Source organism: Sphingobium sp. GW821-FHT02B05 (assembly GCF_059421905.1).
This window is the reverse complement of sequence record NZ_JBWKVW010000001.1, coordinates 285,200-297,719: the sequence shown is the minus strand read 5'-3', so window position 1 is coordinate 297,719 and position 12,520 is coordinate 285,200. Positions and strand designations below refer to the sequence as shown.

Sequence of the window (12,520 nt, the reverse complement as noted above, 5' to 3'; positions counted from 1 at the left end):
TACGAGACATTAAGTTGGAAGTGGGCCGGCAAAGCCTATATTGCACTGCGACATGGCTGATAGTGAATCCCCCCGCCAGGATGCGAAGCCGCCGCGTCGCGCGCGCACGCCCCTCCCCCTCCCCCGTGAAGTCGCGCTGCTGTTGCAGGGCGGCGGCGCGCTGGGTTCCTTTCAGTCCGGGGTCTATGAACGGCTGGACGAACTGGGCGTGGATGTCAGCTGGGTCGCGGGCATTTCGATCGGCGCGGTCAACGCGGCGATCATCGCCGGCAATCTGCCGCATCGCCGTATAAGCCGGCTCAAGAAATTCTGGTACACATTGTCGGGCGGGATCCCCAACATGATCCTGCCCGAAATCGACCATATCCGCGAAGCGGCCCATCTGGGTGCGGCCGCCACCGTCGCCACATTCGGCGTGCCCGGCATGTTCCGCCCGCGCCTCTGGCCCGCGACGCTGATGCCCGAAGGCACGCCCGGCGCGATCAGCTTCTATGAAACCTCTCCGCTCAAGGCGACGCTGGACGCCTGTATCGACTGGGATCTGCTGAACGATGGCCCGGTCCGCCTGTCGGTGGGCGCAGTCGATGTGGAGTCGGGCAATTTTGCCTATTGGGACACGCGCGGCCCCGGTGGCAATACGCGCATCGACGCGCGGCATATCATGGCGTCGGGCGCCCTGCCCCCCGGCCTGCCCCCGGTGGAGATCGATGGCCGCTGGTATTGGGACGGCGGCCTCGTCTCCAACACGCCGCTCGCCCATGTCCTGCAACGCCAGACGGAAGATATGCTGGTCTTCCAGGTCGATCTCTTCCCCGCCGAAGGGCCGATGCCGCGCCACATGACCGATGTCTATGCGCGCATGAAGGACATTCAATATAGCAGCCGCACCCGCCAGGTGACGGACCAGTATCTGCGACTGCGCCGGGAACATGGCGCGATCGCGGCATTGCTGCGCAAGCTGCCGCCGGAATTGCAGGACAGTGCGGAGGCGCAGGCGCTGCGCCAGTGCCTGGATCAAGGGTCGGTCAATATCGTCCACCTGATCTACCGGTCGCGCGCCTGGGAAAGCGGCGCCAAGGATTTCGAATTTTCCCGTGCCACCATGCTGGACCATTGGAGCCAGGGCCGTGAGGCGGTGGAGGAAGTGATGCACAAGGGCGACCTGATCGCCCGCAACATCCTGGACGGGAAGAGTGCGACCTTCGACCTCGACGAACCCGATCATCTCAAGGAGAAAAAGGCATGAGCAAATTCCTGGACGGCAAGACCGCCCTGATCACCGGCTCTACCTCCGGCATTGGTCTGGCCTATGCCAAGGCGCTGGCGGGCGAAGGCGCGAACATCGTCATCAACGGGTTCGGCGATGCCGACGCGATCGAGAAGGAGCGGGTCGGGCTGGAAGCGTTGAGCGGCGCCAAGGCGCTCTATTCGGGCCATGACCTGACCAAGGTGGACCAGATCGAGGCGATGATGAAGGAAGCGGCCGACAATTTCGGCGGCGTCGACATCCTCATCAACAATGCCGGCATGCAGCATGTCGCGCCGGTGGAGGAATTCCCGCTCGACAAATGGGATCTGATCATCGCGCTGAACCTGAACAGCGCGTTCCACACGACGCGCCTTGCCCTGCCGCACATGAAGGACAGGAAATGGGGCCGGATCATCCAGACCGCCTCGGCCCATTCGCTCGTCGCATCGCCGTTCAAGAGCGCTTATGTGACGGCCAAACATGGCCTGGCGGGCTTTACCAAGACGGTGGCGCTGGAAGTCGCGACCTTCGGCATCACCGCCAACTGCATCTCGCCCGGCTATGTCTGGACCCCGCTCGTTGAAAACCAGATCCCCGACACGATGAAGGCGCGCGGCCTGACCCGCGAGCAGGTGATGAACGACGTGCTGCTCGCCGGCCAGCCGACCAAGCAGTTCGTGACCGCCGAGCAGGTCGCCGCGACCGCCCTCTATCTGTGCAGCGACGCCGCTGCGCAGGTGACGGGCGCGAACCTGTCGATCGACGGCGGATGGACCGCGCAATAAGGCTGAACTGCCTGCCGCGCGTCCGAAAAAACGCACCCGCCCGCTCCCTACAGGGATGCGGGCGGGTTTCGTCGGATCAGAGAATGGTCTGGCCCGTCTTCGCCCAGTCGGCGGCGAAGCCTTCCAGGCCCTTGTCGGTCAGCACATGCTTGGAAAGCATGCGGATGACGGCGGGCGGCGCGGTCATCACGTCGGCACCGATGCGGGCGCTTTCCAGCACATGGATGGGGTGGCGGACCGACGCGACCAGGATTTCGGTGTCGAAGCCATAATTGTCGTAGATCAGGCGGATGTCGCCGATCAGCGCCATGCCATCGAAGCCGTTGTCGTCATGGCGGCCGACGAAGGGCGAGATGAAGCTGGCGCCGGCCTTGGCCGCGAGGAGCGCCTGGTTGGCGGAAAAGCAGAGGGTGACGTTGACGAGCGTACCCTCGTCGGTCAGTGCCTTGCAGGTCTTGAGACCGTCGATGGTCAACGGCACCTTGATGCAGACATTGTCCGCGATCTTCCGCAGCACTTCGGCTTCCTTCATCATCGTCTCATGATCGAGCGCGACGACTTCGGCGGAGACGGGGCCGTCCACGATGCCGCAGATTTCCTCGACGACTTCCAGGAATTTGCGCCCCGACTTGGCGATCAGCGACGGGTTGGTGGTGACGCCGTCCAGCAGGCCGGTGGCGGCCAGATCGCGGATGTCGGCAGTGTCGGCGGTATCGACGAAGAATTTCACAGGGATGCCCTTTGCGCAAAAAAGTGATTCGTTGCCCGCGCCTATAGCGTCTTGGGGGCCGCCTGTCCTACATGGGCGCAATGTCCCGCGCTCGCGTCCTCATCCTCAACGCCGCCCTTGGTCCGCTCGACTATCGGGTGCCCCATGGCATGACCGTCAAGCCCGGCAGCATCGTCGTGGCGCCGCTCGGGCCCCGCCAGCTGATCGGCGTGGTGTGGGAGGAGGACAGCTTTCCCGATATCGAGACGGTCGGTGACAATCGGCTGCGCAACCTGCTGGAGGTGGTGGATGCTCCGCCTCTGCCCGAAACGCTGCGCCGGCTGATCGAATGGACGGCGGATTATTATCTGGCCCCTCCGGCGGCCGTGCTGCGCATGGCGCTATCGTCCATGGCTGCGCTGGAGGGGACACGCACGGTCATCGAATATCGGGCGACCGGGGCGGTGCCCGACCGCATGACAGAGCAGCGGGCCCAGGCGCTGGAGCGGATCGGTGAGCGGCAGGGCCTGATTCGCGAACTGGCGATGATCGGCGGGGTGAGCGACGCGGTCATCCGCGGCCTTATCAAGCAGGACATCTTCGAGCCGGTGGAGGTGAGCGTCGATACCCCCTTCCCCATGCCCGATCCGGCCCATGCCCAGCCCGCCCTGTCGGACGCGCAGACCAGCGCGGCAGAGCAGATGGCGGACGCGGTGCGCGCCCATGACTTTGCGCCCTTCCTGCTGGACGGCGTCACCGGTTCGGGCAAGACGGAGGTCTATTTCGAGGCGATCGCGGCGGCAATCCGGGCCGACCGGCAGGTGCTGGTGCTGCTGCCCGAAATCGCGCTGACCGAACCCTTTCTGGAGCGTTTCGAAAAGCGGTTCGGCACCATACCGGTCAACTGGCATAGCGGCCTGCGCCAGACCGAGCGGCGGCGGGCCTGGCGCGCCATCGCATCGGGTCAGGCGCAGGTGGTTGTCGGCGCGCGGTCGGCGCTGTTCCTGCCCTACCCCAATCTCGGCCTTATCGTGGTGGACGAAGCGCATGAGGCCAGCTTCAAGCAGGAGGATGGCGTCCATTATCATGCCCGCGACGTGGCGGTGATGCGCGGGCTGATCGAGAAATTCCCGGTCATCCTGGCGTCGGCCACCCCGGCGATCGAAACCCGGCATCAGGTGGAACTGGGCCGCTATGCGGAGATCAAGCTGCCGTCGCGCTATGGCGGGGCGGAAATGCCGGGGATCGAAGGCGTAAACCTGCTGACCGATCCGCCCGAGCGGGGCCGCTGGATCGCGCCGCCGCTGGTCAAGGCGATCGACGAGGTGATGGCGAAGGGGGAACAGAGCCTGCTGTTCCTCAACCGGCGCGGTTATGCGCCCCTGACGCTATGTCGCCATTGCGGCTATCGCTTCCAATGTCCCAATTGCACCGCCTGGATGGTCGAACATCGACTAACCCATCGCCTGGCCTGCCATCATTGCGGCCATGTCATCCCCGCGCCGCGCCGCTGCCCGGACTGCAAGGAAGAGGATAGTCTGGTCGCCTGCGGCCCCGGCGTGGAGCGGATCGCGGACGAGGTGAAAGCGCTATGGCCGCAGGCGCGCATCGCGCTGGCTACGTCCGACACGCTCTGGTCGCCCGCCCGCGCCGCCGATTTCGTCAAGTCGGTGGAGGCGGGCGATGTCGATATCATCGTGGGCACCCAGCTCGTGACCAAGGGCTATCATTTCCCCAACCTCACTCTGGTGGGCGTGATCGACGCCGATCTGGGGCTGGAGGGCGGCGATTTGCGCGCGGCCGAGCGGACCTTCCAGCAGATCGTGCAGGTCGCCGGGCGTGCAGGGCGCGGCGAAAAACCGGGCAAGGTCTATATCCAGACCCGCATGCCGGGCAGCGAGGTCATCCAGTCGCTGATCGAAGGCGATACCGAGCGTTTCTACGCGGTGGAGACGGAGAACAGGCGGCGCGCCAATGCGCCGCCCTTCGGCCGCTTCGCCGCGATCATCGTGTCGAGCGAGGATGCGGACGAGGCGGCGCAGACCGCGCGGCTGATCGGCAAGTCGGCGCCGGTGATCGAGGGGATGCGCGTGTATGGCCCGGCCCCTGCGCCACTGTCCGTGTTGCGCGGACGGCATCGGCATCGGCTGCTGATCCATGCGGCGCGGCAGGTGGATATTCAGGCGGCGATCCGCGAATGGCTGGGCAATCTTGCCTGGAAATCAGGCACGCGGGTTGCGGTGGATGTCGATCCCTACAGCTTCATGTAGTGGCCGTTCAGCCCCGAAGGCCTGCAAATGGTGCGCAGCCCAAAGCGCGCCGCCGATCCGGCCTATCGCGGCCTTCTGATCCGGGATCGGCATGTTTTCATCGCTGGTGCAGAACGGCCGGGCAGGCTAGTTTGCGGGATGGACAGCCCCTGTCGCAACCTCTGTTCGCTCGACCGCGACCGGCGCGCCTGCACCGGCTGCGGCCGAACGATCGAGGAGATCGTCCATTGGCGCAGCCTGGGCGACACGCAACGTGCGGCCGTCATGAAGCGGGTGGAGGATTTCCAGCCTTTGCGCCGACCTTCTTTTCCGCCGCCTGCGCGTCATAATCCGCCTTCATCCTGATCGCCGATTGCCGCATGTCCGATCCGTGCGGGGAAAAGGCGATCGGATCGAGCATGGTCGAGGCAGCCGCATAGTCGCCGCGATAGGCCATCGCCTCCGCGATCTGGAACCGGTATCGCGGGCTTTGGGGCAAGAGGCTGAACGCCTTGTACAACCCGTCATAGCCGATATCGGGCATCTTTCCGCCCCGCATGGCATGATAGCGGTAGAAGAGCGCCAGCGGCACCGGGTCTTCGGTATCTGCGCGGTTGGCACGCACGATGGAGGTCAGCGCCGCCTTCCAATCCTTCGGCTTGTCGCTGTCCTGTGCGCGAGCCAGCAAGGCTTGCGCGCGCACCGCATAGGCGCGGGAGGATTGAGGATCGAGCGCGATCGCGCGATCGGCGTCGGCCAGCGCCGCGTCCGCCTGTTCAGCGTACCACTCCGCCTCTGCCAGCAGCGCCCAGGCATAGGCACTGTCGGGATATTTGGCTGCCATGGCGCGGATCGACGCGACCAGAGCGGGAATTTCGTCCTGCTGCGGCCGGTTGATGAGGTGCAGTTCATCCTCCACCAGGGCGGCTTGCGCGCCATCGATCGGCAGGAGCGTTATCGTACCGATATTCATTTCCTGCGGCTTCAGCACCGACATGGAGAGGCGCGTGCGCATATAGGCCTTGAGCGCCTTCTCAAGCCCTGCCACCCCGCCTTCGAAATAGCTGTCCGCCTGCACGCCCGGCTTCCCCTGCGCCAGATCGTTGAGATAGCGAGACATCGCCGCGGTCTGCGCATTTTTGTTCTGGAAATAATAATGGGTCAGCAGCCAGGCGGTACCATAATAGCGATCGCCATCCTTCAGGTTCAGGCCTTCGGTCGTGCGGGACAGCAATTGAGCGAGGGGATAAGGCTGTCCCAATACCAGCCCCGGCACACGGCCCATCGGCACCTTGGCGAACTGGATCGACCCATCCTTGGGGAAATCGACGACCGAGAAAAACTCCGCAAAGCCCTCCACATACCAGGCCGGGTAGGCCGCCGGAAAATGGTGCAGCATGAAATGATGGGTATATTCGTGGAATAATATTTCTTCGGCGCCGGTGTCGAACTTGCCGGTCTTCGCCCCGCGCGCCAGGAAGGCAAAAGCCGTGCGATCGGACGTGGTGTAATAGCCCGCGATATTGGGATTGCGGGCCAGTTCTTTGACCTTTGCCTCGCTGGACAGGAGGTAAACCTTGACCGGGCTGCCCTTGTCCGGACTGTCGACGCCCGTCACCCGGCGCAGGAGAAAGTCGAACTTCTCCAGCCGCTCGGCAAAGTTGCGCAGCGTTTCGTCCCGGCCTTCGCTATAGACGGTGAAATGCTGCGTCTGCGCCTGCCACCATGCCGCCTGCGCCGTCCCCATGCTCGCCATCGCCAGGCCCAGTCCAGCCAGCGCCCTTACCCACAATCGCATTGATGCCCTCTTCCCCCAAAAGATCGTGATGGCAGGGTGGCGCAGCGCTGACCGGATGAAAAGATGAAATTTTCCCGTTACTTGACTTTTTCTTTGGCCAGCAGCGCCTGTTTCTTGTCCAGACCCCAGGCATAGCCGCCCATGCTGCCATCACGGCGCACTACGCGGTGACAGGGGATGAGGACGGCAAGATTATTGTCGCCACAGGCCGTGCCGGCGGCGCGAACGGCGCCGGGGCGACCGATCGCGGCGGCGATCTCGCCATAGCTGCGCGTCTCGCCCGGCGGTATGGCGCGCAAAGCAGCCCAGATCGCTTGCTGGAAAGCGGTGCCGCGCACATCGGTCGGCAGGTCCGCACCGGCCGCCGGATCATCGACCATCCTGGCGACCCGTTCCGCCATCGCGTCCAGCGCCGCATCGGCCGGTTGCAGATCGGCCTGCGGAAAACGGGTGCGCAGTTCCGCCTCCCCTTCGCCGAAGCTGATGCGGCACAGCCCCTTGTCCGTCGCCGCCACCAGCATCGCCCCCACACTGCTGTCCACCGTACGCCAGCGGATGGAAACGCCGCGTCCACCATCCTTCCACGCGGTCGGCGTCATGCCCAGATGCCGGCTCGCATCGGCATAGGCGCGGCTGGGCGCATTATAGCCCGCCTCATAGATGGCGTCGGTCACGCGACCCTCCCGCGTCAATGCATCCTTCAGCCGGGCGGCGCGCAGCCCCCGCGCATAGGCGGCCGGGGTCAGGCCCGTTTCCCGCTTGAACAGGCGATGGAAATGATGCGGGGCATAGCCGGCATGGGCCGCGATCATATCCAGCAAGGGCACCTCCTCGGCCGCCTCGATAAAGGCGATCGCCTTTTCCACCGCCAGCCGGTCGCGCCCGACTTCGTCCGGATGGCAGCGCAGGCAGGCGCGAAAGCCAGCCGCCCGCGCCGCCGCCGGATCGGGCTGGAAGGACATATTTTCCCGCCTGGGGTGACGGGCCGCGCAGCTGGGCTTGCAATAGATGCCGGTCGTGGCGACGCAGCCGACGAACAGCCCGTCCATCGCCCGATCGCGGCGCAGAAAAGCGTCCCAGCAGGCGTCCGGATCGGGCATGGCGGGCAGCGGAGCGGGAATAAGGCGAGTCATCTGGTTCATGACGATAGGGGATAGACGACCGCCCGTCGCCATGCTTCCCACGCCTTGCGATCAAAGCATTTCGTCTTTTCCACATTGCACGGCGCGCGCCATGCAATATTGATGCGCACAGCTATGACCGCTCTCCTTCGCCGCTTCGCCCCGATCCTTGGCTTCACGTTCGCGCTGTTGGCGCCAGCGTCCCTCCATGCCGAACAGCAGGATATCGCCGCCGCCGCGCGTGGCGTGGTCCGCGTCGCGCTGGTCGCGACCGATGGATCGGACGCCTATTTCGTGGGCCATGGCAGCGGCTTTGCGGTCGCACCGGACAAGATATTGACCAACGCCCATGTCGTCGAACTGGCGCGCGAAGAGAAGAATCTGGTCATCGGGGTGATCCCGTCGGAGGGCACCAAGACCTATGGCGGGCGAATCATCGCCTATTCGCCGGGCAACGACCTGGCCCTGATCCAGCTGGAGGAAGGGCATCTGCCGGTATCGACCTTCTATGCCGGCGCGGTGACGGACGGGCAGCATGTCACCGCCATCGGCTATCCCGGCACGGTCGACCGGGCGCAGGGACTGGGCCTCAAGCAGCTGGTGGAGCCGCTCGCCACGGTGAAGACCAGCGGCAACATCTCCTCAGGGCGGGCCAGCCAGAGTTTCGACACCATCCTGCACACCGCCCCGCTGGCGGCCGGCAATAGTGGCGGGCCGCTGGCCGACGATTGCGGCCGGGTGCTGGGCGTCAACAGCTTCGGGTCCGTGTCGGACGGCAATGACGCGGAGTTCGGCTTTGCCGTCTCCTGGCGCGAGGTCGCCTCCTTCCTGCGGCAGGCGGGCGTATCGTCGCTCCATACCGTCGTCCCCTGCCGGTCGATGGCGGAGGCCGACGCCGCCGAAGCCAGCATCACCCAGCGCGAATCGCAGGCGACCGAGCAGAAGAGCCGCGCCAGCGCCGACGCGCGCGAGCAGGAAATGACCCGCGCCCGCGATGCCGCCGAACGCGACATCATCACGGCGCGCGAAAATGCCATGGCGGGCGCCGCCGTGCTCCTGGCCCTTGCCGTGCTGGGCCTGGGCGCGGGCGGCCTGTTCTACAATCAGGGCAAGGAAAAACAGGCCACCTGGTTCCTGGCCGGTGGCGGCGTGCTGCTGCTGGCGGCGCTGGGCCTCTTCTTCCTGCGCCCCAGTTTCGCCAGCGTGGACGAGCGGATGAAACTGCCCGCCGACAAGAGCGTGGTGGGCAATGGCGCCTTCGCCTGGACCGGCGAGAATATCTGCAAGGTGGATCTGGCCCGCAGCCGCCTTACCGTATCGCAACCCAATGATATCGGGCTGAACTGGGCCGATGGGGGCTGCGTCAACGGCGACACCCAATTTGTCGCGTCGGGTACCGTGTGGCAGCGCACGTCCGTGCCCGATGACCATAATTATGTGACGAGCAGCCAGTTCGACCCGGCCACCGGTACATTGCGCGTGCAGCGCTGGCTGCCCGACATCGACACGATGGACAAGGCCCGCGCCCTGTTGAAGGACGGTCCGGGCAAGGCGCCGATCAAGGGCTGCGGCAACGACTCCGGACTGCTGTCGCGGATCGCGACGCTCCAGAGCGACATGACAACGTTGCTTCCGGCCCAACCCAATGAGCGGATCGTCTACCATTGCCAGAAAGGACGGCTTGCACCGGTCGACCCTGCCGAATGACCGATTCGTCGCGACTGAAATACTCAGTCAAATAGGGCGTTTTTCGCACTATCGATGGAATCGCGTCACATGACTTGCATAGTCATAATCGCACTGCTAACCGGCCCGGCAACAGGGGCTCGGGACGGATCAGACCGCGCCCTCTTTTTGCATGACCCGCAAATCACGGAGGACGGCAGGCGCGTGGAGATTAATAGCGGCATTCAGGCCAGTCTCAGCGGCCGCTACGCGGTGGCGCTGTTCGACTTGGCGCGCGACGCACAATCGCTCGACACGGTGGCGGAGAGCCTGGCCGGGTTGAAACAAGCTATTGCGCAGTCGCCCGATTTCAAGGGGCTGATCAACAGTCCGGTTCTCAGCCGTGACGCAGCAGGCAAGACGATCGCCGCCGTCGTATCCTCCATGGGGACCGACGCATTGACGACGAAATTTCTGGGCGTGCTCGCGCAGAACCGTCGCCTGGGCCAGTTGCCCGCCGTCATCCGCGCCTATGAAACGCTGTTGTCGAATCACAAGGGTGAAGCCCGCGCCGAAGTGACGAGCGCCCACCCGCTCGACGCCGACCAGACCGCCGCCCTCGCCAAGAGCCTCAAGGCGCGCGTCGGCCGCAATGTCACGCTCGACGCGAAAGTCGATCCCGCGATCCTGGGCGGGCTGGTCGTCAAGATCGGCAGCCAGATGATCGACAGCTCCATCCGTACCCGTTTGAATACGCTCGCACAGGCCATGAAAGGCTAAGTCATGGATATCAACGCCGCAGAAATTTCGAAGGTCATCAAGGACCAAATCGCCAATTTCGGTACCGAAGCGCAGGTTAGCGAAGTCGGTTCCGTGCTGACCGTGGGTGACGGCATCGCCCGCGTCCACGGCCTCGACAACGTCCAGGCGGGCGAAATGGTCGAATTCGCCAATGGCGTGCAGGGCATGGCGCTGAACCTGGAAGCCGACAATGTCGGCGTCGTGATCTTCGGCTCGGACGCCGAAATCAAGGAAGGCGACACCGTCAAGCGCACCGGCACCATCGTGGACGTACCCGTCGGCAAGGGCCTGCTGGGCCGCGTCGTTGACGGCCTGGGCAACCCGATCGACGGCAAGGGCCCGATCGTGTCCGACCAGCGCATGCGCGTAGAGCGCAAGGCGCCCGGCATCATCCCGCGCACCTCGGTCCATGAACCCGTGCAGACCGGGCTCAAGGCCATCGACACCCTGGTCCCCGTCGGCCGTGGCCAGCGCGAACTGATCATCGGCGATCGCCAGACCGGCAAGACCGCCGTCGCGATCGACACCTTCATCAACCAGAAGGCCGCCAACGCCGGCGATGACGAGGGCAAGAAGCTTTACTGCATCTATGTCGCGATCGGCCAGAAGCGCTCGACCGTCGCGCAGATCGTCAAGCAGCTCGAAGAAAATGGCGCGATGGAATATTCGATCGTCGTCGCCGCGACCGCTTCGGAACCCGCCCCGCTCCAGTATCTCGCCCCCTATACTGGCGTGACCATGGGCGAATATTTCCGCGACAACGGCATGCACGCCGTCATCGTGTATGACGATCTGTCGAAGCAGGCGGTCGCCTATCGCCAGATGTCACTGCTGCTGCGTCGTCCTCCGGGCCGCGAAGCCTATCCGGGCGACGTTTTCTATCTGCACAGCCGCCTGCTGGAGCGCGCGGCCAAGATGAACAAGGAAAACGGCTCCGGCTCGCTGACCGCGCTGCCGATCATCGAGACGCAGGCAGGCGACGTTTCCGCGTACATCCCGACCAACGTGATTTCGATCACCGACGGCCAGATCTTCCTTGAAACCAACCTCTTCTACCAGGGCATCCGCCCGGCCATCAACGTGGGCCTTTCGGTGTCGCGCGTCGGTTCCGCCGCGCAGACCAAGGCGATGAAGAAGGTGTCCGGCTCGATCAAGCTGGAGCTGGCGCAGTATCGCGAAATGGCGGCCTTCGCCCAGTTCGGCTCGGACCTCGATGCCTCGACGCAGAAGCTGCTGAACCGTGGTGCGCGCCTGACGGAGCTGCTCAAGCAGGGCCAGTTCTCGCCGCTGCCGTTCGAAGAGCAGACCGCATCGATCTTCGCGGGCACCAACGGCTATCTCGACAGCGTCGCGGTCAAGGACGTGACCCGTTACGAAGAGCTGATGCTGGCCTATCTGCGCCACGACCATCCCGAAGTGCTGACCGCGATCCGCGACAGCAAGGATCTGGGCGACGATGCGAAGAGCAAGCTGAAGGCTGCGCTGGACTCGTTCGGCAAGACCTTCGCCTAAATCGCAGTGCTGACCGCCCACTCCCTTCTCGCCTGGACCGTGATGTCGATCGGTCTGGTGCTGCTGCCGGGGCCGGACACCATGTTGGTGGCCGGTCACGCGGCGCGCCGTGGGCTGAAGGCGGGGATGGCGGCGATCGGCGGCATCCAGCTGGGCGGTCTGTTCTACATGCTGCTGTGCGGCTTCGGTTTCCTCAGCGTGCTGAACGCGGTGCCGGGGCTGTTCATGGGCGTGAAGATCGCCGGTGCGCTCTATCTGGCCTGGATGGGCATCGGATTGCTGCGCGGCGCAATCAAGCCTGCGCCTGCAACGACGGAAAAGCTGCGGATCGGCGGATCGCCCTTCATGCAGGGTTTCGTCAGCACCGTGCTGAACCCGAAGGTCGCGATCTTCTTCCTGGCCGCATTGCCGCAATTCGTCGGCACCGGCCCGGATGCGCCGTGGCAGGGCATGTTGCTGATCGCGATCGTCTATGCACTGGGTTTCGTCTGGTGCGCGCTGCTCGCGCTGCTCGCTACCAAGGCGGGCCGCAAGGTCGGTCAAAGCAGCGCGATGCGCTGGTTCGAAGGCGCCATGGGCGTCGGTTTCTTTGGTCTCGCGGGCCGTCTGGCCCTTGCTCGGAATGTTTGAA

11 protein-coding genes are annotated in these 12,520 nt (G+C 64.7%); 8 read left to right on the top strand and 3 right to left on the bottom strand.

Translation table 11 applies throughout. The features are described from left to right. Positions 1 to 52: 52 nt before the first annotated feature. Together AC07UX_RS01580 and AC07UX_RS01575 are read left to right on the top strand one after the other, a co-directional pair. Positions 53 to 1,246, top strand: a complete 1,194-nt coding sequence (locus AC07UX_RS01580) for a DUF3734 domain-containing protein (protein WP_495190277.1) — start codon at positions 53 to 55, stop codon at positions 1,244 to 1,246. Continuing rightward, a complete protein-coding gene (locus tag AC07UX_RS01575; RefSeq protein WP_495190276.1) occupies positions 1,243 to 2,034 on the top strand; it encodes a 3-hydroxybutyrate dehydrogenase in 792 nt (263 codons plus the stop codon). Before AC07UX_RS01580 ends, AC07UX_RS01575 begins: the two co-directional genes overlap by 4 nt. Before the next feature lie 76 nt (positions 2,035 to 2,110). On the opposite strand, the gene fsa is transcribed toward AC07UX_RS01575, so the two are convergent. Next, positions 2,111 to 2,764, bottom strand: a complete 654-nt coding sequence (gene fsa / locus AC07UX_RS01570) for a fructose-6-phosphate aldolase (protein ID WP_495190275.1) — start codon at positions 2,762 to 2,764, stop codon at positions 2,111 to 2,113. Positions 2,765 to 2,844: 80 nt separating this feature from the next. Between fsa and AC07UX_RS01565 the strand changes: the two genes are divergently transcribed. Both AC07UX_RS01565 and AC07UX_RS01560 read left to right on the top strand, forming a co-directional pair. Then, positions 2,845 to 5,013 carry a primosomal protein N' gene (locus AC07UX_RS01565; RefSeq protein WP_495190274.1) on the top strand — a complete coding sequence of 723 codons (2,169 nt, stop codon included), beginning with the start codon at positions 2,845 to 2,847 and terminating at the stop codon, positions 5,011 to 5,013. Between the two features lie 27 nt (positions 5,014 to 5,040). Next, a complete protein-coding gene (locus tag AC07UX_RS01560; RefSeq protein WP_495190273.1) occupies positions 5,041 to 5,358 on the top strand; it encodes a DUF1289 domain-containing protein in 318 nt (105 codons plus the stop codon). Here AC07UX_RS01560 and AC07UX_RS01555 read toward each other — a convergent pair. Together AC07UX_RS01555 and ada are read right to left on the bottom strand one after the other, a co-directional pair. Next, a complete protein-coding gene (locus AC07UX_RS01555) occupies positions 5,276 to 6,790 on the bottom strand; it encodes a hypothetical protein (RefSeq protein WP_495190272.1) in 1,515 nt (504 codons plus the stop codon). The genes AC07UX_RS01560 and AC07UX_RS01555 overlap by 83 nt on opposite strands. A 77-nt stretch (positions 6,791 to 6,867) precedes the next feature. Further along, a complete protein-coding gene (gene ada, locus AC07UX_RS01550; RefSeq protein ID WP_495190271.1) occupies positions 6,868 to 7,932 on the bottom strand; it encodes a bifunctional DNA-binding transcriptional regulator/O6-methylguanine-DNA methyltransferase Ada in 1,065 nt (354 codons plus the stop codon). Between the two features lie 114 nt (positions 7,933 to 8,046). Here ada and AC07UX_RS01545 point away from each other — a divergent pair, with 114 nt between their 5' ends. From AC07UX_RS01545 to AC07UX_RS01530, 4 genes are all read left to right on the top strand, one after another. Then, entirely contained in the window at positions 8,047 to 9,618 is a 1,572-nt protein-coding gene (locus AC07UX_RS01545) for a S1C family serine protease (protein WP_495190270.1), read from the top strand. Positions 9,619 to 9,801: 183 nt separating this feature from the next. After that, positions 9,802 to 10,356 (top strand): F0F1 ATP synthase subunit delta, encoded by a 555-nt coding sequence (locus AC07UX_RS01540; RefSeq protein WP_495190269.1) that lies wholly within the window; start codon positions 9,802 to 9,804, stop codon positions 10,354 to 10,356. 3 nt (positions 10,357 to 10,359) lie between these two features. Then, complete coding sequence (gene atpA, locus AC07UX_RS01535; RefSeq protein ID WP_495190268.1) at positions 10,360 to 11,889, top strand: F0F1 ATP synthase subunit alpha; 1,530 nt, start codon at positions 10,360 to 10,362, stop codon at positions 11,887 to 11,889. Positions 11,890 to 11,895: 6 nt separating this feature from the next. Continuing rightward, on the top strand, positions 11,896 to 12,519 hold the full coding sequence (locus tag AC07UX_RS01530; RefSeq protein WP_495190267.1) for a LysE family translocator: 624 nt from the start codon (positions 11,896 to 11,898) through the stop codon (positions 12,517 to 12,519). Position 12,520: the final 1 nt, after the last annotated feature.

Coding starts and splice junctions, on each gene's coding strand:
- AC07UX_RS01580 (WP_495190277.1), top strand. CDS start 53: ATGGCTGATAGTGAATCCCCCCGCCAGGATGCGAAGCCGCCGCGTCGC.
- AC07UX_RS01575 (WP_495190276.1), top strand. CDS start 1,243: ATGAGCAAATTCCTGGACGGCAAGACCGCCCTGATCACCGGCTCTACC.
- AC07UX_RS01565 (WP_495190274.1), top strand. CDS start 2,845: ATGTCCCGCGCTCGCGTCCTCATCCTCAACGCCGCCCTTGGTCCGCTC.
- AC07UX_RS01560 (WP_495190273.1), top strand. CDS start 5,041: ATGGTGCGCAGCCCAAAGCGCGCCGCCGATCCGGCCTATCGCGGCCTT.
- AC07UX_RS01555 (WP_495190272.1), bottom strand. CDS start 6,790: ATGCGATTGTGGGTAAGGGCGCTGGCTGGACTGGGCCTGGCGATGGCG.
- ada (WP_495190271.1), bottom strand. CDS start 7,932: ATGAACCAGATGACTCGCCTTATTCCCGCTCCGCTGCCCGCCATGCCC.
- AC07UX_RS01545 (WP_495190270.1), top strand. CDS start 8,047: ATGACCGCTCTCCTTCGCCGCTTCGCCCCGATCCTTGGCTTCACGTTC.
- atpA (WP_495190268.1), top strand. CDS start 10,360: ATGGATATCAACGCCGCAGAAATTTCGAAGGTCATCAAGGACCAAATC.